The sequence below is a fragment of the uncultured Psychrobacter sp. genome (assembly GCF_947500265.1).
Taxonomy (GTDB): Bacteria; Pseudomonadota; Gammaproteobacteria; order Pseudomonadales; family Moraxellaceae; genus Psychrobacter.
Genome location: NZ_CANMRN010000009.1, coordinates 53379 through 77944 on the forward strand (window position 1 = coordinate 53379; position 24566 = coordinate 77944).

Here is a 24566-nt window from a genome sequence, read left to right on the forward strand (position 1 = left end):
TGGTCTGTGAAAGGTCGTCTTAACATAGTAACTGTCATGACAGATAATAGTGGTTAGTGTACTGAGTAATGAGAGGTGAAAGTAGATAGGTAATCATCAAAAGTATAAGCAGAAGAATGAAATATTAGTTAGTAAATAAGATTTTTCCTTGTTTCACGTGAAACACATTTGGTTGTAACCAGAGTTCATTAACTAAAGGTAAAATATCATCTGTCAGACTGGTCATGAATACTTGGCAAGGGAGTTTAGCGAGGGTCGATAGCAGTATTTCTATAGCTCTATCATCTAATTCTGCAGTGATATCATCTAGGAGTACAACAGGTGTTGCTCTCGATGATAAATCATCCTTGATTGAGTTACTGCGCTCTTCATCGTTTAGCAACAGTGGTAGCTGCGATAGGCGTAATGCAGTAATAAGCAGTTTCTTTTCACCGCGAGACAATACGTTTGCTGCTTGCTCTTTCAAAGTCGGTAATTTGGTTTGAATACCATGTCCTGAAGCTGCTGTTCCGGCATCTGTCGTTTGATCGTTTACAGACTCATCAGAACGCCAATGCACATGAATATCAGCACGATGATTGCCTATACGGGTATATCCCAATTGCAAATCCTGCTCCAACCGCTCACTAAGCTGCACATCTAGCGCGACACTGGTGTCATAACCAGCGTTATAGCTTAGGCTCAGTTGCTCAGCATAAGAGGGCAATAGCTGTACGATACTCTTGGCAAAATAAGGTTGCCATTCAATAAATACTTGCTCTCGATAATGATGAATCAAAGCAGCATGGTTGCTCAACCCTTTATCCCATGATTTCAGCTCAGCAAGCTGTACTTGGGTTAAATGACGAGTACTTTTTAGTAAACTATTGCGCTGTTTTAGGAGACGTTGATAAGCCATCCATTGTGGGTGAAACCCTTGTTTCATGTGAAACACCAACCAATCTAGCAGCTGTCGACGGCTCGCACTTCCCTGCTCCAACATATCCATTGTCGATGGATCTATCAGTAACGTAGGTAGCTGCTCTGTTAAGATACTTTGGTTGTAAACAGTGGTTTGATCGAGACGTAGGATAGTCGTAGCATCTGCTTGCTTTTGAATAGCTAAAGTACGACTATCATTGAGCTTGGCATGAACAGTTGTATTATTCTGATGATGCTGGATATAACGTTTTGGCTGGTGATGGCGAAAGCTCTTACCTCTTGATAACAAGAATATAGCTTCGAGCAACGAGGTTTTACCACTACCATTTGCACCGATAATAATGTTGCAAGCAGCAGGCTCTAGACTAATTTGAGTAAGGTTTCTAAGATAGGATATTTGTAGACGTTCAATCATAGTATCGATAGCCGCCTATTAAAGCCTGCTTACTTAGCAGGCAAAAGTTTATTAAAAACCAATATATAGTACTGAAAATAAAGCTCTTTGAAACGTACTATTTCTATTCAATTTTGTTTGTTTCTAAAGAAAAACGCATTATATACGCATTGGCATAATGACATACTGATGGAACTCATCATTTAGTTGATTGACCAATACAGAGGCATTCGATTGGCTCATATGCATTTGTAAATCGCCTTGGATAACGCCCAATACATCTTGCAGATACGCAGCATTAAACGACAGCTCCATCGGCTCACCTTGATACTTAGCTTGTATCATCTCGACTGCTTCATCCTGCTCAGCATTGTTGGCACGTACTTCGACCATACCATCGCTAGCAAAATTAAAGACCACACCACGAGATTTTTCATTACTCAAAATGGCAACGCGGCGTAATACGTCCGTCATTTTTTCCTGACTGAATAAAGCCAGCTTATCAGTATTGCTCGGCATTACACGACGATAATCAGGGAACTTGCCATCAATCAAACGTGCGGTAAATGTTACCATTAGATCTTGGCTGACCTGCCCTGCACTATCTACATCACCAAATGGTAAGCTTACTTGTAAAAACTCTCGGCCAAAACTTAGGGTAACTGCGTTGTCCTGATCACCCAACATTTTACCAAGCTCAGAAGCTAAACGCTCAAGTTCGATTACTGCCTTACGTGGCAAGATAGCCTGCATATTGAGATCTGCGCTTACATTGATCACACTACGGGCTAATGCCAATCTATGGCCATCTGTTGCTACCGTTGTCAGTTGCTGCTGTGAAACGTCAAATAACATACCTGTTAAGTAGTAGCGTACATCTTGAATCGCCATTGCAAACTGTGTTTTATGAATCAAATCTGTTAGACGATTACGGCTAATAGTCAGAGGCGTGATATTTTCAGGGTTACCCAAGCTCGGATAGTCTTCACTTGGCAATGTTCCTAATGTAAAACGACTCTTACCACTAGTTAACAAGCAACGCTCATTTGCTTGAGTTGCTAGATTAACTTGCGCCTGTGCAGGTAGCGATTTACAAATATCTTTTAACTTGGTTGCAGGAAGCGTCGTTGTACCTGCTTCTACACAAGCACCAGCAGGCAATTTCAATGTCGATGTCAGCTCTACCTCTAAATCTGACGCTGTTAAGATAAGCTCAGAATCTGATAGCTGTAGCTTGATATTACCCAATATAACCATATTGTGGCGTTTATCAGCGGCTTTGGCGATCAAGTTGATAGCTTTCAGTAACGATTCTCGATTGATCGATAATTGCATGCTTAGTTACTCTTATTTGAATGATTCTTTTATAAAAATTTGTCGTAATGACTTAATAATACCTTGTCTGCTGACGATAATCTACAAAGCATCTGTGGACTTATATTTTCGATATTATAAACCATCTGTATCTACTAAAACACAATGATATCTGTCGCTTTTATCCTGCCTGTAACATCAGAGCTAGGGTTTTATAATCCTTATCAAATGCAGGATCTGCTGCTCTTAACTCATTTACTTTATCGCAAGCGTGCATCACCGTCGTATGGTCGCGTCCACCGAACGACTGACCAATTTCAGGGAAGCTATCGCCTGTTAATTCACGCGACAAAGCCATCGCTATTTGACGTGGTCTTGCAATACTACGCGTACGTTTACGCCCCATAATATCTTTGACGGTGACATCATAGTACTCAGCAACTATCTTACGGATGTTATCCATATTCACTGCCTGCACACGCATCGCAACGATGTCTTTTAGTGCGTATTGCACCATCTCAAGAGTAATCTGTGCTCCTGTTAAGTTAGCATTGGCAAACACCTGATTTAAGGCACCTTCCAAACGTCTGACATTAGACACCACATTTTGTGCAATAAATAGCGCACATTCCTTTGGTAATACCATACCGTAGGAAGCCGCTTTTTTCTGCAGAATTTGCACTCGAGTATCAATCTCAGGAGGATCAACAGCGACTGTTAACCCCCAAGAAAATCGTGATCTAAATCGTTCATCAAATTCCGTCATTTGAGAGGGATGTCGATCAGAGGCCAAAATAAGTTGTTTATCACCACTAGTAAAATCTGCAAATAATGTTAGAAACTCATTACTACTTTTAGTCTTTCCTGCCAATACATGAATATCATCTACAATTAATAAATCTACTTTTTTTATTTTCTTCTTAAAATCTTCTATTTTATTATTTCTTAATGAATAAACTAATTGATTAATAAATTTTTCAGAAGTGAAATAATAAAAACTTTGATTATTTTTTAAATAGCGATGAGCTACAGAATGCATTAAATGTGTTTTTCCCAATCCAGAAGGACCGTATATAAATAAAGGATTGTGACGATTTTTTGATTGGCGCTTACCAAGCTCATAACAAGCTTTGTAAGCCAAGTTATTGGACTTACCTGTAACAAAGGTTTCAAAAGTAAAATCCGGGTTCAGATAGCTTAATGATTTTGTATCAGCAGACTCAACTGGCTCATTATGACGCATGTTCGCGTCGATATCTGCTTTTGCGTTGTTATGATGAATAGATTCAAATTTATGTTCGGATGGGGTAGGGGAGACGTTGTCTTCTACAAACAAAGAACCTGATTGACTGTTATCTTCTGCATTGCGGCCAGCATTATCAACGCGTACGACGACCTCTTCAATACTACCTTGACTGTGTTTGGTCACCAACTGCTGAATATCTTGAAGATGATTCTTCTTGATATACGTCACAAAATAATCATTGGGAGCAAGAATAATCAAAGTTTGTGCTTCTTGATGAGCTGACAAAGGTCTCAGCCACATAGTAAACACGTTGTCTTTGACGTTATAACGCAAATCGTTTAGACATTTATCCCAAATATTTGCTGTGTCTATCATGAAAAGTACTGACCTTGTAATCTGAAATAATAATTATTTTTTAGCAATATAAATTGCTACCTAAGCCTCGATATTACACGTAACAACTAACCAAAGAGTTCGTACTGATATCCTATACGAAGGTGTATATCAAGTAGCGCCTAATTTAACACAGATACCCTGTGGATAAAACCTTGTTTTTTGTGGATAAGACTGTGGACAGTTTTGTGCATAACTTTCACAAGCTAGTTATCCATATTTAACCCACAGTTTATCCACAGGCTTACCCATAGCCTAGTAAATTGATAATAAAAAGGAAAATAGACTTAACCACAGATAATCATGGTCCCAATAATAACAATACTATATTTATATTAATTAATTATTATTATAGTGTTTGAACCGACCTGTGGATAACTTTGTAAATTATAGAATATATAATTATAAAATTTGGTTAACTAGAAATATGTTTCTAAGGAAATATCTTTACTAGATTTGTATGAGGTATTTCCTATTTAGGGACAAAGCAAATTAGTTTATTGACCAAAACTATACTGAATGGTATAATCCTCCGTTATTACGAATTTAGTCCATTATTTTGATAGGTGAGTTATGAAACGTACATTCCAACCAAGCGTGATCAAGCGTAAACGTACTCACGGTTTCCGTGCTCGTATGGCAACTAAAAAAGGCCGTCAGGTCTTAGCTCGTCGCCGCGCTAAAGGACGTCATCGCCTTACTGTATAATCAGTAGATTGCGATAAGCATGGCTAATAGTGCTTGTTGTGTTCTTATTGTTTATAGATTGCGATAGTCAATCATCACAACTGACACTTAGCCATATATTAAAAGCGCCCACATAGGCGCTTTTTTTGTCTCTATAATTTGTTATTATTTCTTCTATCGTTATTCTACTAGGTTGTACTATGTCCAATACTCTATCAGATACACCTGCAGCTAGTTTCACTAAACAGCAACGCCTGCTTACCCCTGCAGCCTTCCGTGAGGTATTTGACGCACCTGAGCGCAAGATTCATCAGAGTCATTTAATGGCTTTTGTACGTGCCAACGAGCATGCACAGCCGCGAGTCGGTATGGCTATTACCAAGCGTAAAGTACCTACTGCTGTCGCTCGTAATCTAATCAAAAGATATGTGCGTGAAGAGTTCCGTACCAAAGCTTTTAAGATAGAAAATAAAGATATTGTTTTTATTGTTAAAAAATCTATTAAAGATATAGATAATAAAGAATTAAAAAATCAAATAATTAATATTTTTAAAAAAATAGAAAAAAAATAAAATGAATTTTTTATTAAAAAGTAAATTTAAAAAAGGTGTTTTTTATAATATAGCTTTTAATTTAATTGTTTTTTATCAAAAAATAGTTAGTCCTATAATACCTGCACGTTGTCGCTATTATCCAACATGCTCAAATTATGGCAAGCAAGCTTTAACATGGCATGGTGTTCATAAAGGTAGTTGGTTATTGTTAAGACGTCTTAGTAGGTGTCACCCTTTAAGTGGCCATGGTATAGATTTTGTACCCTTACCCTTAGCTTCCTATAGCTATCAATACATATCTTTTACTGATGTACCAAATACTGACAATCAGGGTTTGGGTGTCTATCGAGACAATACTAGTTATATTTCACAGCTTAATTATTTGATGAAATTGACATAAAGTCACTTTCTCTAGTCGCAGATAGATACTCTGTTGAGTTACCCACAAGTTATCCACACTCTTGGTATCATTTGAGACAGATTTTTAGTAAAATGATGCACATTTTATGTAAATGACTACTAATTCAGTTGCAATGTGACAGGACAGCTGTGTAGTACAGTCATGACACATGCCCTAATTTTTCATTCCCTAATTTTTTAATCTAGGAAAGGTTTATGCAAAAGATATTTCGGGTGATGATCATCATTGCGATGCTAATTACCGCTTATCTGCTGATTTTGGCATGGCGAGATGATTATGCCGATGCTCCAGCTGTAGATGCGGTGCCAGAAACTACAAGTTCGGTAGGTGCTGACATTCCTTCTACTACTGGTGCAGCAGGTGATATCCCGGTACAGACATTACCTGTGGATAATAGTGCTGTGACAGCGACTCCTGCGAAAAACGCTGGTCTAATCACGGTAACAACTGATCGCTATGATATAAAAATCAATCCAGAAGGCGGTGATATTGTTTATGCTGCACTCAAGCAGTATGACGCAACGCTCGATAGCGATAAGCCTTTCGTATTGTTAGAAAACAACAGTAACCGTGTGTATGTGGCTCAATCTGGACTTATCGGTCAGAACGGTATTGATACAGCAGAAGGTAGAGCGACTTATAACCATACTGCTAACAATTATGTGATGGAAGATGGACAGCAAACGTTGTCAGTGCCGCTTACTTACAAAAAAGACGGTGTAACGATTACCAAGACTTTCACTTTCACTGAAAATAAATATCCAATTGATATTAGTTATCAGATCCAAAACGCGTCTACCAATGCTTGGCAAGGTCAGATGTTTGCGCAATTAAAGCGTGATGATAGTAAAGATCCTGGTATGTCTGATAAAGGCGCGCTGAGCATGGCGACTTATCTAGGCGGTGCTTGGGGTACACCAGATGATCCTTATAATAAGCTGAAATTTGGTGACTTTAGTGATGGTGAGTTGACGACGACTAGCGATAAAGGCTGGGTTGGTATCGTACAGCATTACTTTGTATCTGCTTGGACACCTGAAAACTTCACTGGCAAATTCTTCACTCGTGAAACAGGTAGTGATTACTTTATCGGCTTCAATAGCCAACCAGTGAACGTAGCACCAAACAAACAAGTTACTTTAAATGCAACGCTGTATGCAGGTCCAAAAGTTCAGTCTGAGCTAAAAGACGTTGCGGTAGGCCTTAACAAAACAGTTGATTATGGTCTACTGTGGCCAATATCAAAGGTCTTGTTTGCTATCTTGGAAGGTGTGCATAAGGTTGTTGGTAACTGGGGTTGGTCAATTATTTTACTGACTATCTTAGTAAAAATTGCCTTAATGTGGTTCTCTAATAAGAGCTACTACTCGATGGCTAAAATGCGTGCCATTGCGCCAAGACTCAAAGTGCTTAAAGAAGAGCATGGCGATGATCGTATGAAAATGTCGCAAGAGATGATGGCGATATACAAAGAAGAAAAAGTCAATCCGATGGCAGGTTGTCTACCAATCTTAATGCAGATGCCGATTTTCTTAGCCTTATATTGGGTATTGGTAGAGAGTGTTGAGCTGCGTCATGCACCATGGATTTTGTGGATACAAGATCTATCAGCGATGGATCCATGGTTTATCTTGCCATTGCTAATGGGTGCGTCGATGTTTGTACAGCAGCAGTTGAATCCGCAGCCAGCAGATCCGATGCAAGCAAAAGTCATGAAGTTCTTGCCGATTATCTTTACTGCATTCATGCTGTTCTTCCCAGCAGGTTTGGTTTTATATTGGACAGTCAACAACCTGTTTAGTATGACTCAGCAATATATCGTCAATAAGAAAGTAGATGAAGAGCAGAAGCGTCGTACGGTAAAAGTAGTCGATTAATTAATTCTTTGTCAGAAATATAAAAAACCATCGCGCAAGCGGTGGTTTTTTTATAGGTGGTGGATAAGTGGTAAATGTTATCCACAGCTTATCAACATTATCCATAGTTTATAAATATTAAAACGAAAATATGTCTGATGCGGCTACCTTTCAAAGTTTGCTTTGTCAGTATGAGTCCAGACGTCTATAATGGAGCTTTTAAACATTGAGAGTCATTGTGGATTCCTTAGAGACAGCATTAGCCGTACCTAATTCTTCTGAAAAGTCTAATACATCTGGATTGGCCACAATTGCTGCGATTGCAACGCCGCTCGGGCGAGGGGGTGTGGGTGTCATACGTCTATCAGGCAGCCTTGCTTATGATATGGCATGTGCTCTAACAGGTAAGTCTGCTTTTACGCCGCGAATGGCTAGCTTTTGTCGTTTTTATCAGGCTGATGGCACTGTCATTGATGAGGGATTGGTCTTGTTTTTCAAAGGTCCGCATTCATTCACAGGTGAGGACGTTATTGAGCTGCAAGGGCATGGTGGTGTTATTTTGCAAAACCAATTGCTCGCGCGCGTATTTGAGCTAGGTGCCAAGCAAGCGAGTGCAGGAGAATTCTCTTACCGTGCCTTTGATAATGATAAATTGGACTTGGTGCAGGCCGAAGCGATCGCTGATGCGATTGATGCGACCAGTGCTGCCGCGGCCAGTAGTGCGATTCGCTCTTTAAGTGGTGAGTTTTCACAAAAAATTAACCAGCTATTAGAACAACTCATTCATCTTCGTTTACATGTTGAAGCAGCGATTGATTTCCCTGACGAAGAGGACGTGGACTTTTTGTCTGATGGCGTCATACAAAGCAAGCTTGAGCAAACGCAAGATAAGATACAACAAGTTTTAGCAACGGCAAAGCAAGGTCAGCTTTTGCGCGATGGTATCCATGTCGTGCTAGCAGGTAGGCCAAACGCAGGTAAATCTAGCTTGCTCAACCGTCTTGCAGGACAAGAGCGTGCTATCGTGACTGATGTCGCGGGTACTACACGTGATACGTTGCAAGAGACAGTTGTACTCAATGGTTTGACGCTACATCTGACCGACACAGCAGGCCTACGTGAGACAGAAGATACTGTAGAGCGTATCGGAATCGAGCGTGCTCGTACTGCTATCACGCAGGCTGATATGCTACTGATGGTCTATGATGTGACTCGTGATGTTGAAGAAGAAAGTACACCGTTACAGCTTGCTGAACAGTTATTTGGTGAATTGCCAGAAGCTAAACGCTTACTAATCATTGCTAATAAGAGCGATTTATTGAGCGATAATAGTAGTGAAAAAAGTGCTGCTATGACCCAAGCTGAAATCAAGAACAGAGGTTATCAGCAAGTTAATGTTTCATGTGAAACAGGTATTGGTATCGATAATTTGGTTGAAGCACTATGTGAGAAAGTAGGCTTTCATCCACCAGAGAATAGTTTAATCGCTCGTACCAGACATTTAGACGCCCTTAGACGAACTGCTAATTTCTTGGCAGAAGCACATGAACAATTAACCGTATTTGAAGCAGGTGAGTTGGTTGCTGATAGCTTACGTCAGGCACAGCAGAGTTTGGGTGAAATCACAGGTGAGTTCAGCGCCGATGACTTATTGGGTAAAATATTTGGTAGCTTTTGTATTGGTAAATAACGGGTAAATGGTATTTTTTATTATTTAATAAATTATCTATCTTGAAAATACTGTTCTTATTCTCAATCGTAAAATAAGGAAATGCTATGCACTGTCCGTACTGTAATGCGTCAGAGACCAAGGTTATTGACTCACGTCTTGCTGCGGAAGGGGCACAAGTGCGACGCCGCCGTTCGTGTAACAGCTGCCAAGAACGTTTTACGACTTTTGAGATGGTAGAAGTTGTCATGCCAAGGATTATCAAATCAAGTAACAAGATTGAACCTTACGACAATGAAAAGCTGCGCCGTTCTATTTTACTACCCTTGCAAAAGCGTCCTATCACTATCGATGAACAAGAGGCGATGATTAGCCGTATTGAAAAGCGTGTTAGGCAGATGGGTGAGCGAGAAATCAGTAGTAAAGTCTTGGGTGAAATCATCATGAGTGAACTCAAAACTTTGGATGATGTCGCCTATGTACGCTTCGCTAGTGTGTATCGCGACTTTCAAGATATCGATGCATTTCATCAAGAAATTGCCAATATTCGTCCAAATGAAAAGTAGGCGAAGTAAGCTTTTAAATAAGCCCTAATTGATAAGTAATTCCTAATTGTTAATCAGCTTTCGAACCTTATTTTCTTATATAGAACCCTCAATCATTTATTAAGCCTAGCCTTATGTCTATTCAAAGCCATGCTCAAGATGCACAAGACCGCTATTTTATGATGCTTGCTATCGAACAAGCGAAGCGCGGTTTGTATACTACTAGACCCAATCCTGCAGTAGGCTGCGTTATTGTTCAGGCAGAGCAGATTGTGGGTCAAGGGTTTCACCCCAAAGCTGGTGAGCCACATGCAGAAGTGTTTGCGCTGAAAGAGGCTGGTACACAGGCAGCAGGGGCAACTGCTTACGTTACATTAGAGCCATGTAGTCATACGGGACGTACGCCGCCATGTGCGTTGGCGCTTGTTGCCGCTAAGGTAAATCGCGTTGTGATTGCAGGGCTGGATCCTAATCCGCAGGTTGCAGGTCGCGGTGTAAAACTATTGGAGCAAGCTGGTATTGAGGTAACAGTCGGTGTTCTAACGGGGCAGGCAGAAGCACTAAACCGTGGTTTTCTAAAAGCTATGCGCACTCAGATGCCCTATGTACGATTGAAAATAGCAACCAGTCTAGACGGTCGTACAGCGATGGCATCTGGCGAATCTAAGTGGATTACCTCAACTGCCGCTCGTGAAGATGTACAAAAACTACGAGCACAAAGTGGTGCGATTATTACAGGTAGTGAAACTGTAATAACTGATAACCCGCAGCTCAATGTGCGCTCAGAACAATTGGGAGTGCCACCTGAAAAAATACCTAATCCCAAAATAGTCATACTTGATAGGCGTCAGCGTTTAAAGCACAGTCTACAGTCTGATTATCAGCTATGTCAGCATCCAGATACTATCTACTGGCATGAAGGCGATTTGTCGGTGTTGTTGGCGACACTGGTTAGTGAGCACCAGTGCTATGATGTGTTGGTGGAAGCAGGTGCTAGCGTTGCAGGTAGTTTTTTGAGTCAACAGTTGGTAGATGAGTTAATCGTGTATCAAGCACCTTGTTTACTTGGTGATGACGCTCGTCCAATGGTTGATTTCAATCCTATGTCCCTTGCTCAGCAGTTACGTTTTGATATAGAAAGTCATCAGCAGCTTGGCCCAGATCTTAAATTAACCTTATTACCTTTATAAATAAATATTCTTCGTATAAGCATATTGTCCACAAATTATAAAAAAAAGCTTAGAATATGGATAAATCAATTATTAACTTACGTGTTTCACATGGAACTGTGTATAACTTTGTTTCACATGAAACACAAAAGATGTTTATATCTCGATTATTTTAATAAATATTTATATAAATCAATATCTTAACAGTCTATCCATAAATAAATAGGTTTCATGTGAAATTTTTATTTATTGTGGATAACTATGTATTTATAGCGAATTCTAGCTATACCTCTATTGATTTATCCCTACTTATCCACAATCTATCCTATTAAAGGTCAAGTCTAACGATGTTTCACTGTCAGCTATTTGAGCAAATTGTGATAAAGAATTGATAGCTGATTTGATAAACTAAAATATTCGCCTATGAAGGCAATACAGTAATGAGATGAGGATAATATGTTTACTGGAATTATAGAAAGCGTTGGAAAAGTTAAATCGATGCAGGCGACAGGTGGTGACATACGTTTGACAGTAGAGTCTGATGACTTAGATTTCAGTGACGTGAAGCTAGGCGATTCTATTGCTTCAAATGGTATTTGTTTAACCGTGGTAGAGCTCGGAAGCAACTACTACTCTGTTGATGTCTCACGTGAAACAATTGCTAGAACAGCATTAGAAGGGTTGAAAGCAGGTCATACGGTCAATCTAGAAAAAGCCATGCTACCGACGACTCGTTTTGGTGGTCATATTGTCGCTGGTCATGTAGATGGAGTAGGGGTCGTTAGCAAATTAAAACAAGATGCCCGTTCTATCTATATTGAGATTGAGATACCGCAAGAGCTAGCGCACTATACAGCGACCAAAGGCTCTATCACAGTAGATGGTATTAGTCTGACGACCAATTTAGTGCGTGACAATATTGTCTCTCTAAATATCATTCCGCATACTGCCCAAGTGACGAATATTGCTAAGCATTGGTTAGTAGGCAACAAAGTGAATATTGAAGTAGATATCGTTGCCCGTTATCTAGAGCGTCTACTAAATAAATCTCAATCTGGCGGTATGAACGCGTCAAGCCCGCAAAGCCAAATCACAGAAGCATTTTTGGCCGATAATGGGTTTATGAAATAACAACTAAGCTTACCGAAATATTATCCTCGTACCAAGTTTTTGACCCTATCGATATTACTTTGATTAAGTGATATCGATAGGGTGTTTTTTATTTGCACTAGATATTTACTGTATAAAACTCTGCAAAACGGATTCTAAGTCTTTCTTACTAATGGGTTTGGATAAAAACTCGTCCATACCTACTTGCATACAAGCCTCGCGATCTTCTTCTGTATTATTCGCAGTTAGCGCCACAATCGGTATTTTATCACCTTGTGAGCGAATCACTTGTGTGGCTTGTAATCCATCCATAACGGGCATTCGGCAGTCCATTAAAATCAGAGAAATCTCTTCACGTTGGCTTTTGAGTTTCTCGAGTGCTTGCTGTCCGTCTTCTGCGACAATACTACGATAACCAAGTTTACTTAACATCTTACAGGCTATCTTTTGGTTAGTAGGACTGTCTTCTACGACCAAAATCAGTGGAGACAAGATTTCTTTTTTAGGTGTATCTTCTACAAAAGATAGACTACTGTCGTATTGATGTTTGACCAGTATGTTTAGTGTTTTCCTTGCAAACAAGGTTAAACGTAGCAGTTCAGAAAGTAATAAACTTGCGTCTAAGGGTTTGGTCAAAAATCCATCATATTGGCCTAGTAAAGTAGAAGGGATATGCCTTTCAAGCTTCATGCTAAGTAATATCTTCGGTAGTGAAGGCGTAGTGACTAGGTCATTTAATGCTTCTTGCTGCTCGTTATACTTGTTGCTCGCATGAGCTGATAAGGTGATGGATTGGCTGTATTCATAATCTAATAACAAGACAGGAATGACGGTTTGCTCATCTTGTTTTAGTTTATTTTTTAGCTGCTGTACAGTGGCTCTATCTAAAGTGCTGTAGATAGTCATGGATATCGTTAAGTACTCGCACAAACGTTGTAAATGTTCAGCAACTAGGGGCTGATTTATGATAGCGATAAGGTGGATATGGGGCAGCTGCGAACAACGATGATATACCGATTGATAAGTGGCATGAGGATAAGGAAGGTAGAGGCTAAATATCGTCTCTTTATCCACCGTATTACTTAGTTCGATAAAACCGCCGAGTAACTGAGCAAAGCTATTGGCATCACTCAAGCCAATATTACTGTCTTCAATTAAGTTATGATTGTTTTGCTCACTGTTTTGATTCAGGATATTGACTAATTGATTTTGTCTCTCAGGAGTAATAGTTGCTCCAGTGTCTTTTACGCTAAACCGAATCCAATAAGATGTCTGCGCAGGCATTGTCGTGTCATTGTTAGGAGTTAAATGCTGATTACTTATTCGCGTTACTTTATCTTTAGGTACACGATCAACAGTGAGCGCGACATAGCCTGATGTTGTAAAACTAATAGCGTTTTTCAACAGGTTTAATAGGATATGGTGCAGTCGAATGTAATCAGTTTCGATGTAACGAGGACAGTCCGGCGCAAAGAAATAAATCAATTCTAACCCTTGTTGTCTTATTTCTTGTGTGACTAAATTGCTAACTTCTTTGCTTACCTTATAAATATCAACCGTTTCGATACTTAGACGTGTTTTTCTGACTTCAACTTCCTCTGTTGCTAGCGTCTCATTGAGCACAGTCAACATGCTTTGACTGGTTGTAATCAATGTATTTAGAGTTTTTTTACCTTGAGCTGTCAATGTTGAAGGGTCGATGGGTTCCAACGAATCAATTATCTTCTCTAGTGGTAACCTTAACTTACGACCTATAAATGCTTGGGCTGCGTTTGATTCATCAATTTGTAATTGCATTTGTTGGTTGTGCCGCTGTAGTTGTTCAGACTGATGGAAAATCTCATCGACATTATTGAAAATCACAGTAAAACCATGAACTTGCCCATGTTCACCGAACCATGGTGTTACGTGTAGTTGGTAGGCTTGTTTATTCTCCAAGCCATAAACTATCAGTGTGCGAGTAACGCGCAAACTTGAAATAGTTTTTAACAGTATTTGAGTGGCCTCATCTTTCCCTTCAACAAAATCAGTTAGCTCATAGCTTTGCTCTCTCTGTGTAGGAGGAGTAAACACTTGCTCAAAACGCTGATTATAGAAACTAATTTGACCATGTCGTATACTCATCAACATCGGTAAGGGTGCTTGATCAACCAAGCGTTCTAAACGATGAGTCAATGTTTTGATACGCCGATAGTCATTATGTAGCTGGTAGCTGACGCGACTTAGCGCATGACCTAATAACATGAACTCGGTAGTAGATTTCTTTTGTAAAAACGGTGGCGGCGTATAAGATTCTTTGGCGCGGCTACTCAAATTATCGGTATAAACCAGTAATTGCTCCCAGTTAGTACGACGATTGAGCATATAGAGCAATGCCATGAAGAATAGTATGATGGCGACCATCAAAGGGAGCCAATAACGGTAAGATATCCAGTCAACAACAAAAGGCTCATGACGTAATACGATATAAATCTGATGTCCGCTTTTTAGATTAATGATCCCTGTTAGTTCATTACTATTGACAGTATAAGAGCTATGGTCGCTGCTGCTAGAAGCTGATGTACCGATGGTAGGGAAAGCAACGGTAGAAAAAGCAGATTCATTAGGACGAGTATTATGATGAATATAGGTTTGCCCAGAAGGCATCATCAAAATCAGCTGATAACTCAGTTGATCAAAAGTAGGTTGTTCTAAGATTTTTTTTATTTCACTATCTACAGGTGCTGCATGCTCAATAATACTGTGCTGTAGGGAATAAAAAGTATCTATGCTATGTTGCTCACTATGTTTTTTTATCCCATCAAACAGTGTGACATAGTACAGCAGTAACATAACCGTGAGAGACAAGGTATAAAAAATCAATAAGCGCTGTAAGGACTGAAACTGTTGCATGAAAGCGTGGCCCTATCTCGACACGAAAAAATATAATGAAATAAAAATGAAGTTTCTACATATAGTAGGTGAATTATACGACAGTTGAATTGTCTAAAATATTTAGTGCTACCTTCTATTTATAGCAGAATAACGGCTTACTGTTCACAGAGAGTGGTTATTAACACCAAATTGTTTTGTAAAAGATATAAATAGAACGTTCGATGTTCTTGATATTATAAAGGCAAATAATGTCATTGGTTATCATGAAGTGAGGTCATTACAATCATGGCACTGCGCCGTAAACTCACCTATAATGAACAAATAAACCTTATATAATGCATGATTATGACTACAACTGCTCCTACCTTTGATACATCCAACTCGCTTACTGACCATGATAACCCAACTACTAACCGATTAAGGGTAGTATTTGCGGGTACGCCTGAATTTGCTGCTATTAGCCTTGAGTCATTAATTAAGCAGCAAGAATCTCTGAATATAGAGATTGTCGCGGTCTATACGCAGCCTGATCGTAAGGCAGGTCGTGGTCAGAAGCTGTCAGCCTCTGCGGTAAAAGAAGTTGCATTGACACATGATATCGCTGTCGAGCAGCCAGTCACTTTTAAAAATTCTAGTGCAGAAGGTCTAGCTGCTAGGCAAACTCTGCGTACCTATCAACCAGATGTGATGATTGTCGCCGCTTACGGGTTGATCCTACCTATCGGTGTATTAGAGACGCCTACTCATGGTTGCTTGAATATTCACGCTTCACTGTTGCCACGCTGGCGCGGTGCTGCACCTATCCATCGTGCACTCTTGGCCGGAGATGATGAGACCGGCATTACCATTATGCAGATGGACAAAGGTCTTGATACAGGTGATATGCTTTATAAAGTCAGCGAAAGTATTGCCTCTGATGATACCGCTGCTAGCCTACATGATAAGATGGCGGCACTTGGTCCGACAGCCATTAGTACGGTGCTAAAGGATTTGCACACTTATCAAGCGCAAGCTATCACTCAAGACGATAGTCAAGCCAACTATGCTGAAAAGCTGGTCAAAACGGAAGGCGAAGTTGATTGGTCGCAGCCTGCTGCCACTATTGAACGCCAAATTCGTGGGCTGACACCATGGCCAGGTGCTTATACTTTCCTAGCAGGGCAGCGCGTCAAAGTGTTGGCTAGCTTACCTGTAAATACATCGCAGCAAACCAATGAACCTGCTGGAACGGTTATCAGTGTCGGACGAAAAGCGATCTTAGTCGCTTGTGGCAAAGAGAGTGACGCTGAATCATCAGCCACCACTTTAGCCATTACTCACTTGCAGTTTGCAGGTGGTAAGCCAATGACAGCTGAACAAATTTGCCATGGCAACCAATTAAATGACGGCGATCAATTTACGTCAGAAACAAAATAACGTTACTTATATTTAACCTACTTGCACAAGACGCTATCGATCATACGTCAAGGAAATGAAATTTAATGAGACAAAACAGTACTGCGCCTAGAAACAATAAGCTCAAACCATCAAGCAATCTTATTATGAATGGCAGCGTACGCGTGCGTGTGATTCGCACCTTACTGGCTATTCAAAATGGTCAGTCGCTCTCAAGCGTCCTTGATCCATTATTGAATAGTTTGCACGATGGCGATAAAGGTTTCGCCCATGCCTTACTGCTCACGACATTGCGCCAGTGGTACGCACTGGCACGTTTGCTCGACAGCTTAGCAGACAACCCTATCGACGAAGTTGAAGTGCGTACCACCATTCAAGTCGGCTTAGTACAGTTGCTATATTTAGAAGTGGCTGACCATGCTGCGATTCATGAAACCGTTGAAGCAGCCAAAGAGATTGAATTCGCTCACTCGACTGGTTTGGTGAATGCTATTTTGCGTAAAGTTGCTAAAAATCCAAGCAAATTCCGTAAGAAATGCGATAAAAAGCATAGTCTACCGAATTGGCTCGCTTATCAGCTTAAACAAGATTGGAGCGAACAGTATGACGATCTGACACAAGGTTTGCGTCAGCCAGCACCGATGTTTTTACGAGTGAACTCAGCGGTTACTTCGGTAGAAGATTATCAGCATGCATTGGATGGCGCAGAAATTGATGCAGATATCGTTGAGCTAACGACTGGTTTTAAGGTAGCAAGCTCATCAGGGTCTGCCACTTCTACTACGCTATCGACCAAAGGTCTTAGACTACATCAAAGCACTGCCGTTAACGCTTTGCCTGATTTCGCTTTAGGAACGGCTAGCGTACAAGATATGCATGCTCAGTTAGCTGCACCGATTATCAATAAAGCATTAATGGCTAAGCTTAGCGCTGAAAAATCTGATACGGAAAATACGAATAATGAGATACATATTCTAGATGCTTGTGCGGCACCTGGTGGCAAGCTTGCTCATTGGTTAGAGCTCATGAGCACTAGTGACGAATCATCGTTGTTTCACGTGAAACAAGACAACAATGAGATATCATCTGAAACGTCACCTGCGATTACTGATATCAAGGTAACAGCTATTGATAATGAAGCACCGCGTATCGAGCGTATTCGCGAGAATTTACAGCGTTTAAATCTAAGTCAGCATGATTTGCAGCAAGCAAATAACAGCATCGCATTGAATATTGTCTGTGCAGATGCGACCAGATGGCAGCATGGCAAGAATAAAAAAGCAGCTACCAATGAGCCGGTATTTGATGCGATATTATTGGACTCTCCTTGTACCGCGACGGGAGTGATTCGTCGTCATCCTGATATCAGTATCTTGCGTACCGAAGAAGACATCGAGCAAACGGCGCTGCTACAAGCAGACATCTTGCATAATCTATGGCCACAACTCAAAGCTGGTGGTTATCTGCTGTACGTGACATGTTCTATCTTAAAGCAAGAGAACGTCGAGCAAATGCAGGACTTCATCACTCATCATAATGATGCGGTAGCGATTGAGTTTACCGAAGATTGTAGTTGGGGTATCGAACAAGCGATTGGTCGTCAGTGCTTACCGATTGATAGCGTGAGTGGCGATGGTTTTTATTATGCATTGCTACAAAAAACTGCTGAATAAACCGTTTTTAAATATTGAACAACATTATTGTAGATAGGACAATCTAATGAAATATATCAGTACCCGTGGTCAGACAGCACCAATGGATTTTAGTGATGTGCTTTTGATGGGTCTTGCCCCAGATGGTGGTTTGATGTTGCCTGAGCATTATCCGAATATTGATAGTGCAACGCTTGATGAATGGCGTACGCTAAGCTATCCAAAGCTTGCGATGGCGATTATGCAGCGTTTTGCAACAGATATTCCTGCGGCTGATCTACAAGACCTCATTGAACGCACTTATACCACTGAGGTGTTTGGCTCTGAAGAGATTGTTCCTGTCCGCAAACTTGAAGATAATTTATATATCCTAGGATTATCAAACGGTCCGACATTGGCGTTTAAAGATGTTGCCATGCAGTTTTTGGGCAATGCCTTTGAATATGTGCTTAAGAAAAAAGACGCGCGTATTACGATCATTGGTGCGACCAGTGGTGACACAGGTAGTGCAGCGGAATATGCACTACGTGGTAAAGAAAATATCGAAGTCTTTATGCTGTCACCTCATGGCAAAATGAGTGAATTCCAGCGTGCGCAGATGTATAGCTTGACCGATGATAATATTCATAATATTGCTATCGATGGTATGTTTGATGATTGCCAAGATATCGTTAAAGCGCTACAGCAAGATGCTGAGTTTAAAGCCGCTTATAATCTAGGCACGGTAAACTCTATCAACTGGGGTCGTATCCTAGCGCAGATTGTTTATTACTTTAAAGCTTACTTTGCGGTCACGACGAGCAACGATGAAAAAGTCAGCTTTAGCGTACCATCAGGTAATTTCGGTAATATTTGTGCCGGTCATATCGCTCGTGAAATGGGACTGCCAATTGAGCGTCTGATTGTTGCAACCAATGAAAACGACGTTTTAAATGACTTCTTCAATCAAGGCGCTTATCAGCCGCGTCCGACTGAAAAAACCTATGTAACCTCTAGTCCGTCGATGGATATTTCAAAAGCCTCTAACTTTGAGCGTTTTGTTTATTTGCTATTAGAAAAAGACAGCGCACGCGTTCATGAGTTATTTAACGGCGTAAAATCAGGTCGAGGCTTTGACTTATCTAACTTGATGGAAGCGGTTAATACGCGTTATGGCTTTGCTGCTGGTAAATCTACTCATAACGACCGCTTGCAGACTATCAAAGCGCTTTATGAGCAGCATGGTGAATTGGTTGATCCACATACCGCAGACGGGATTAAAGTTGCCAAAGAGCTACAGCTGGATGGCGAAATCATCGTTTGTGCAGAGACAGCATTACCCGTTAAGTTTGCGGACACTATTGTTGAAGCTATTGGTCAGATAGATATCGCTCGTCCAGCGCATACTGAAGGGTTAGAAGATTTACCGCAGCACGTAGTGGTACTGGAAAACAAGGCCGAGCTGGTTGCTGAACAAATCCGCCAACATGTCACACCGAATCCTGCTTAAACGACTACGGCCTTTAGGCTTATCACCAACAAAGAAAAGTATCCGCGTAAAAGTTACACCATTGTAATGAAGTGTTTATGATTGTGTTATGGTAGATATAATTGTAATATTAGAAACAGCGTCAGCAAGTCATCATCGTGCTAGGCGCTTTTTTAGGAATTATTCTAGCCAATTACACTGAACAGTTACCCTATAATCGTCATAAGGATTCTACTAATAAGTTGCTGATATAATTAAACTTTTATTAATTTTAGAGGTTTTTGCAGTGATAAGTTAAGTATAGTTCTTTGCATCGAACATAGCGGTACATATTGTGGATATAACGATGAAGATGAGCTTAAAAAAGATAGCAAAAGCACTGTTAATGACGACGTTTAGTAGTGCCATGTTGATGAGCACGGCTCAAGCTAACAATCCGCCGCCAACTATCAAAGCTGATGCGCCCAATCGTTATATTGTCAAAAAAGGCGATACCTTATGGGATATCTCAGGTCGCTATCTAGACAGTCCATGGCGCTGGAAAGAAATTTGGGCAACCAATAAGCAAATCAAAAATCCAAACCTTATTTACCCTAATGACGTTCTTATCCTTTGTGTGATTCAAGGAAAAACGCTGATTGGCGTTGATACTGGTGAAGGCTGTGCTGGCGTTGAAAAGCAGCTTACTGGAAGTGTAAGTACGAGTACGGTCGCGATTACCTCGACGGCCAATAGCATTCCTCCTATTCCGTGGTCGGCTATCCAGCATTGGCTTGATAAAACGCTTATCGTTAATCCCCAAGACTTTAATACCACGCCTTATATTTTAGCTTCTAAAAACCGTAACTTAATTACTGCGCGCGGTGATAAAGTCTATGCTAAAGGCGTACCGCTTATCGTTGGCCAGCGTTACGGCGTCTACCGTGAGGGTGAGCTATATGTAGACCCTAAAACTCAAGAAGTGATAGGCTTAGAAGTTACACAAGTAGCGACAGGTCTCGTTACTTCTACAGAAAGTAATGGCGTGACTAGCTTGCAGCTTATCGATAGCTACGGCAAAGAAGTACGTGAAGGGGATCGCGTATTCGTAGAGTTAGACAACGCTATTCCTCCTGTCTTTTATCCAACGCCTGCAAGTGTCAGTCGCGGTGGTATGATCGTACGTGTGATGGACTCTATCAGCTCGGCTGCGAAGGGTAGTGTGGTCGCCATCAATTTGGGTAGCTTACAAGGTGCTAAACCAGGTGATGTGCTGACGGTTTATCAAAAAGGGCCTTTGGTACGTGATACTAAAGACAACGACACGCCTGTACGTCTACCAAATGAGCCTAGCGGTATGGTAATGGTTTTCAATACCTTTGATCACATCAGCTATGCTTATGTACTTGACTCTGAGTTACCACTTAATATTGGTGATCAGTTATTACCACCTCCTTATTTATAAATAGCTATAAGGCTTTATTAAGCAATATATTAAACTAAATACTAATCTAATCTTGCCTATACGAGACAGATGACAATGACGGCAGTCACCTCTTCTTTATCCGACGATCAGCGCGCTACCTTAGCGCTGTGGTATGAGGTGAATGCATCATTAACGGCGTATCACAAGCTTATTACTGCTTTTGGCAATGCACAGTTTGCATGGCAAGCAACGGTATCAGCCTGGCGACAGATGGGTATTCATCATACTCATCTCAAACGTCACGAGGAGCCCAAGCAAACCTCTGCCAACATCGAAAAAATTCAGCAAGCACTCGTAGATGGACGTTATGGTCTACTATTTGCCGATCAGCCTGACTATCCTAATCAGCTTTCACAAATCTATGATCCACCGCCATTATTGTTTTTTCGAGGTAATAGTGCGCGCCTACATCAGGCACAAATTGCCATAGTAGGTAGCCGAAAACCCACCGCGCATGCGCAAAAAATCACATTTGATATGGCGCAGTACTTAGCGCAAGCAGGTTATATCGTTACTAGCGGTTTAGCTATGGGTGTAGATAAACGCGCACATTTAGGTGCATTAGCACAGGCAGACCCTGACTATCAGGGACGGACGGTTGGTGTAATGGGTACGGGGATCGATGTAAACTATCCCAATCATCGGGATCAGTTATTTACTCAAATTATTGAGCAAGGTGGCTGCATTATTAGTGAGCTACTACCACATACGCAGCCACATAAACATACTTTTCCGCGTCGTAATCGTCTGGTAGCTGGGCTGAGTCTCGCGACCATTGTGACGGAAGCGACAATTAAAAGCGGCTCGCTTATCACAGCACGTCTCACGTCTGAGCAAGGTAAACAGGTCTTTGCTATTCCCAGTCATATTGACAATAGCAATGCAGAGGGTTGTCATCATTTGATACGTGAAGGCGCGACCTTGGTTTATCATCCTCAGCAAGTACTAGAAGACGTCAATGGTCAGCTTGACTATGATAAAAGCGCTTATAGAACAGCGAACGCTACTACTTTCAATAGTAATCACTCTAATATTACTCAGACTTCCGATGCATTTGAGATAGAGAAAAAATCAATCAAATCTACTAGCCAGCAACCATCTTCTGAGATAAAGCCTGCGCGCAGCACAGTCGTTGTGCCTGAGCATTTAACTGCAATCTATGAGCAGCTTGACTGGCATGGGCAAGATTTAGATGCGCTTATTAGTGCAACCAATCTTGCACCGCCGCAGTTGATTGGGCAACTAATGGAGCTTGAGTTAATGGGTCTTATCAGCGAACAAGGTGGACGATATTTACGCGTTTAAAGTATCGTAAATATTCCTTATTAGACACTGGCATAGATAGCCCTTAGTTATAGTCTCTCCTAGACAATATCTCTCTTGTGGTATTATTAGAATTTACTTCTACGAACCATTTAAGTCATGAGTCAACCTACACCTCTTATTACTGATTCCGCTACCCAAGCCGCTAAGTGGCTAAAAGAAGGGCAACTGCTCGCGTATCCTACAGAAAGCGTTTGGGGTATTGGTTGCGACCCTTATGACCAAGCAGCTGTTCAGCGTATTTTGGATATCAAACAACGTCCACAAGCCAAAGGCATGATAGTCGTCACTGATAGTGTGTCTCGCTTAGCACCTTTGCTAGCCTCTTTAGATGATGTTCAGCGCCAGCAGGTTATTGATAGTTGGCAGACAGATGATAGCGGAGATGAACAGCAAAATCGCCAAGCACATACTTGGTTATTACCGATTCCTCAGCCGCTTGCGAGCACTGTACCTACTTGGATTACCGGTCAGCATCAGACTATTGCTGTTCGAGTTATCTCGCATCCTACAGTTCGTCAGCTTTGCCAACAGATGATCAGTGAGCAGAACCCATTTGGTCTATTGGTTTCTACAAGCTGCAACCCATCAGGTCAAATACCTGCTAGCACTTTTGAGACCGCCTATGCTTATTTTAATGATCAAATTGGTTATTTGCAGGGCGATACATTGGGTTATACCTTACCTAGCCAAATTCGTGACGCAACGACAGGTTTCGTCGTTCGATAGCGCTATCTATAAAAACTCTTAAACTTTTTAGAAGTGATTGCTTGCAATGCAAAGTGATAGGTGTCGCTGCGCCTTACTTACTTGAGCATTCATAGATTAACCATTTGCTAGCTTGCCTACTTTTCTACCTTCCTTTACCAAAAGCATGTAAAAGTCGTTTTGATAAAAACCACAAAAAAGCAGACGATGGTTATAACGGTCTGGTTTTTATTGAACGATAAGTGCTTCAACAATAAGTACTTTAACGATAAGTCATAGTGGTGATATTTGAGGCATATAGGGAGTAAGGTATGAATGTTTTGATTAGTGGCGGTTCAGGGTTTTTGGGAAGTGCGTTTAGCCGAGAGTTAATGGCACGGTCTCGCGCACAAAATAAAGACGTGGCGATTACTTGGCTAACTCGTAATAGCGGCCAACCACATCCCGATGATATCAATATGATGACTTATGACGAGCTTGCGAAGTCTGATATGAGCTTTGATGTCATACTGAATTTAGCAGGTGCTGGGATTGCTGACTCTCGTTGGAGCGATGAGCGAAAAGAACAGTTGATGGCGAGCCGTATCAAACCTACTCAGTCGATATTGGATTTTATCGCACGTGCTAGTACAAAACCCAAGTTACTGGTGAGCGGATCAGCAATCGGTTGGTATGGTACACAAGGCGACAAGCCACTGACTGAAAACAGCGATTACGAGACGGACTTTGCTCATACATTATGTGATGAATGGGAGCAATTAGCACTTAAAGCTACCGATCATGATGTTCCTGTGGCTATCGTCAGAACAGGTGTGGTTATTCACCCTGAGGGCGGAATGGTGGCTAAATTATTACTACCATTTAAATTTGGTGTCGGTGGTCAGTTGGGTAATGGACAGCAAATCATGAGCTGGATCAGCCGTGAAGATTGGGTCAATGCGGTCATCTTTATTATCGAGCAGCAGCTTAAACTTACTAAAGAATCAGACGTTAACCACATTGAAAGCTTAGCCCAAGAAAATGCACTTGTTAGTGACAGCACTATCAAGACTGCAAGCGGTACCGTAAATGATACACATACAGTCGTATATAACCTTACCGCACCAAATCCTGTGACCAATCATACTTTTACCAAAGTACTTGGTTCGTGGCTACATCGCCCCACGTTTTTTACTTTACCAGAGTTTTTGCTTAAGCTGATGTTTGGCGAAATGTCCACGTTACTTATTGATGGTCAAAAGGTGCTGCCACAAGCGCTATTGGATGCGGGTTATTCATTCAAACACTCGACACTCCAGCAAGCATTAGAAAACCAAAAATAGTTATATGAGTGTTGTTTCATGTGAAACATTACAAACCATCTTCTGATAATCAATTATTGAACCGTGTTTATGTCTAAGGG

At 41.0% G+C, this 24566-nt stretch carries 19 protein-coding genes; 15 read left to right on the forward strand and 4 right to left on the reverse strand.

The window, feature by feature from the left end:
- Positions 1-124: 124 nt before the first annotated feature.
- The 3 genes from Q0788_RS12105 to dnaA form a co-directional block, all read right to left on the reverse strand.
- Positions 125-1336 carry a DNA replication/repair protein RecF gene (locus Q0788_RS12105; RefSeq protein WP_298811046.1) on the reverse strand — a complete coding sequence of 404 codons (1212 nt, stop codon included), beginning with the start codon at positions 1334-1336 and terminating at the stop codon, positions 125-127.
- Positions 1337-1474: 138 nt separating this feature from the next.
- On the reverse strand, positions 1475-2650 hold the full coding sequence (gene dnaN, locus Q0788_RS12110; protein WP_179798536.1) for a DNA polymerase III subunit beta: 1176 nt from the start codon (positions 2648-2650) through the stop codon (positions 1475-1477).
- Positions 2651-2810: 160 nt separating this feature from the next.
- Positions 2811-4250 (reverse strand): chromosomal replication initiator protein DnaA, encoded by a 1440-nt coding sequence (gene dnaA, locus Q0788_RS12115; RefSeq protein ID WP_298811051.1) that lies wholly within the window; start codon positions 4248-4250, stop codon positions 2811-2813.
- Positions 4251-4841: 591 nt separating this feature from the next.
- Between dnaA and rpmH the strand changes: the two genes are divergently transcribed.
- From rpmH to Q0788_RS12155, 8 genes are all read left to right on the forward strand, one after another.
- Positions 4842-4976, forward strand: coding sequence for a 50S ribosomal protein L34 (rpmH, locus tag Q0788_RS12120; RefSeq protein WP_007394757.1), 135 nt, complete (start codon positions 4842-4844; stop codon positions 4974-4976).
- Positions 4977-5155: 179 nt separating this feature from the next.
- A complete protein-coding gene (gene rnpA / locus Q0788_RS12125; RefSeq protein WP_298811054.1) occupies positions 5156-5527 on the forward strand; it encodes a ribonuclease P protein component in 372 nt (123 codons plus the stop codon).
- 1 nt (position 5528) lies between these two features.
- Complete coding sequence (gene yidD / locus Q0788_RS12130) at positions 5529-5909, forward strand: membrane protein insertion efficiency factor YidD (RefSeq protein WP_298811057.1); 381 nt, start codon at positions 5529-5531, stop codon at positions 5907-5909.
- A 215-nt stretch (positions 5910-6124) separates the two neighbouring features.
- Positions 6125-7807, forward strand: a complete 1683-nt coding sequence (gene yidC / locus Q0788_RS12135) for a membrane protein insertase YidC (RefSeq protein WP_160021025.1) — start codon at positions 6125-6127, stop codon at positions 7805-7807.
- Positions 7808-8087: 280 nt separating this feature from the next.
- Entirely contained in the window at positions 8088-9476 is a 1389-nt protein-coding gene (gene mnmE / locus Q0788_RS12140; protein ID WP_298811139.1) for a tRNA uridine-5-carboxymethylaminomethyl(34) synthesis GTPase MnmE, read from the forward strand.
- An 86-nt stretch (positions 9477-9562) separates the two neighbouring features.
- Positions 9563-10021 carry a transcriptional regulator NrdR gene (gene nrdR / locus Q0788_RS12145; protein ID WP_057762240.1) on the forward strand — a complete coding sequence of 153 codons (459 nt, stop codon included), beginning with the start codon at positions 9563-9565 and terminating at the stop codon, positions 10019-10021.
- A gap of 113 nt (positions 10022-10134) precedes the next feature.
- Positions 10135-11190 carry a bifunctional diaminohydroxyphosphoribosylaminopyrimidine deaminase/5-amino-6-(5-phosphoribosylamino)uracil reductase RibD gene (gene ribD / locus Q0788_RS12150; RefSeq protein WP_298811060.1) on the forward strand — a complete coding sequence of 352 codons (1056 nt, stop codon included), beginning with the start codon at positions 10135-10137 and terminating at the stop codon, positions 11188-11190.
- Between the two features lie 435 nt (positions 11191-11625).
- Positions 11626-12300, forward strand: a complete 675-nt coding sequence (locus tag Q0788_RS12155; RefSeq protein WP_298811062.1) for a riboflavin synthase — start codon at positions 11626-11628, stop codon at positions 12298-12300.
- 105 nt (positions 12301-12405) lie between these two features.
- Here the strand turns inward: Q0788_RS12155 and Q0788_RS12160 are convergent, their stop codons facing one another.
- Positions 12406-15171: a hybrid sensor histidine kinase/response regulator gene (locus Q0788_RS12160; protein ID WP_298811064.1), complete on the reverse strand. Its 2766-nt coding sequence runs from the start codon at positions 15169-15171 to the stop codon at positions 12406-12408.
- A 327-nt stretch (positions 15172-15498) separates the two neighbouring features.
- On the opposite strand from Q0788_RS12160, the gene fmt reads away from it, so the two are divergent.
- The 7 genes from fmt (at position 15499) to Q0788_RS12195 (ending at position 24486) form a co-directional block, all read left to right on the forward strand.
- A complete protein-coding gene (fmt, locus tag Q0788_RS12165) occupies positions 15499-16569 on the forward strand; it encodes a methionyl-tRNA formyltransferase (protein WP_298811066.1) in 1071 nt (356 codons plus the stop codon).
- 65 nt (positions 16570-16634) lie between these two features.
- Positions 16635-18221 carry a transcription antitermination factor NusB gene (locus Q0788_RS12170; RefSeq protein ID WP_298811068.1) on the forward strand — a complete coding sequence of 529 codons (1587 nt, stop codon included), beginning with the start codon at positions 16635-16637 and terminating at the stop codon, positions 18219-18221.
- Positions 18222-18267: 46 nt separating this feature from the next.
- A complete protein-coding gene (gene thrC / locus Q0788_RS12175) occupies positions 18268-19689 on the forward strand; it encodes a threonine synthase (protein ID WP_298811069.1) in 1422 nt (473 codons plus the stop codon).
- A 325-nt stretch (positions 19690-20014) separates the two neighbouring features.
- Positions 20015-21112, forward strand: a complete 1098-nt coding sequence (locus tag Q0788_RS12180) for a LysM peptidoglycan-binding domain-containing protein (protein WP_057762225.1) — start codon at positions 20015-20017, stop codon at positions 21110-21112.
- Positions 21113-21187: 75 nt separating this feature from the next.
- Positions 21188-22438 carry a DNA-processing protein DprA gene (gene dprA, locus Q0788_RS12185; protein ID WP_298811140.1) on the forward strand — a complete coding sequence of 417 codons (1251 nt, stop codon included), beginning with the start codon at positions 21188-21190 and terminating at the stop codon, positions 22436-22438.
- A 117-nt stretch (positions 22439-22555) separates the two neighbouring features.
- Entirely contained in the window at positions 22556-23185 is a 630-nt protein-coding gene (locus tag Q0788_RS12190) for an L-threonylcarbamoyladenylate synthase (protein ID WP_298811071.1), read from the forward strand.
- Positions 23186-23475: 290 nt separating this feature from the next.
- A complete protein-coding gene (locus Q0788_RS12195; protein WP_298811074.1) occupies positions 23476-24486 on the forward strand; it encodes a TIGR01777 family oxidoreductase in 1011 nt (336 codons plus the stop codon).
- Positions 24487-24566: the final 80 nt, after the last annotated feature.

Excerpts from the sequence above, each read along its gene's own strand:
- nrdR (WP_057762240.1), top strand. The coding sequence starts at position 9,563 with ATGCACTGTCCGTACTGTAATGCGTCAGAGACCAAGGTTATTGACTCA.
- dprA (WP_298811140.1), top strand. The coding sequence starts at position 21,188 with ATGACGGCAGTCACCTCTTCTTTATCCGACGATCAGCGCGCTACCTTA.
- Q0788_RS12190 (WP_298811071.1), top strand. The coding sequence starts at position 22,556 with ATGAGTCAACCTACACCTCTTATTACTGATTCCGCTACCCAAGCCGCT.
- yidD (WP_298811057.1), top strand. The coding sequence starts at position 5,529 with ATGAATTTTTTATTAAAAAGTAAATTTAAAAAAGGTGTTTTTTATAAT.
- ribD (WP_298811060.1), top strand. The coding sequence starts at position 10,135 with ATGTCTATTCAAAGCCATGCTCAAGATGCACAAGACCGCTATTTTATG.
- yidC (WP_160021025.1), top strand. The coding sequence starts at position 6,125 with ATGCAAAAGATATTTCGGGTGATGATCATCATTGCGATGCTAATTACC.
- rnpA (WP_298811054.1), top strand. The coding sequence starts at position 5,156 with ATGTCCAATACTCTATCAGATACACCTGCAGCTAGTTTCACTAAACAG.
- Q0788_RS12160 (WP_298811064.1), bottom strand. The coding sequence starts at position 15,171 with ATGCAACAGTTTCAGTCCTTACAGCGCTTATTGATTTTTTATACCTTG.
- dnaA (WP_298811051.1), bottom strand. The coding sequence starts at position 4,250 with ATGATAGACACAGCAAATATTTGGGATAAATGTCTAAACGATTTGCGT.
- rpmH (WP_007394757.1), top strand. The coding sequence starts at position 4,842 with ATGAAACGTACATTCCAACCAAGCGTGATCAAGCGTAAACGTACTCAC.
- fmt (WP_298811066.1), top strand. The coding sequence starts at position 15,499 with ATGACTACAACTGCTCCTACCTTTGATACATCCAACTCGCTTACTGAC.
- Q0788_RS12170 (WP_298811068.1), top strand. The coding sequence starts at position 16,635 with ATGAGACAAAACAGTACTGCGCCTAGAAACAATAAGCTCAAACCATCA.
- Q0788_RS12195 (WP_298811074.1), top strand. The coding sequence starts at position 23,476 with ATGAATGTTTTGATTAGTGGCGGTTCAGGGTTTTTGGGAAGTGCGTTT.
- Q0788_RS12155 (WP_298811062.1), top strand. The coding sequence starts at position 11,626 with ATGTTTACTGGAATTATAGAAAGCGTTGGAAAAGTTAAATCGATGCAG.
- Q0788_RS12105 (WP_298811046.1), bottom strand. The coding sequence starts at position 1,336 with ATGATTGAACGTCTACAAATATCCTATCTTAGAAACCTTACTCAAATT.
- dnaN (WP_179798536.1), bottom strand. The coding sequence starts at position 2,650 with ATGCAATTATCGATCAATCGAGAATCGTTACTGAAAGCTATCAACTTG.
- Q0788_RS12180 (WP_057762225.1), top strand. The coding sequence starts at position 20,015 with ATGAAGATGAGCTTAAAAAAGATAGCAAAAGCACTGTTAATGACGACG.
- thrC (WP_298811069.1), top strand. The coding sequence starts at position 18,268 with ATGAAATATATCAGTACCCGTGGTCAGACAGCACCAATGGATTTTAGT.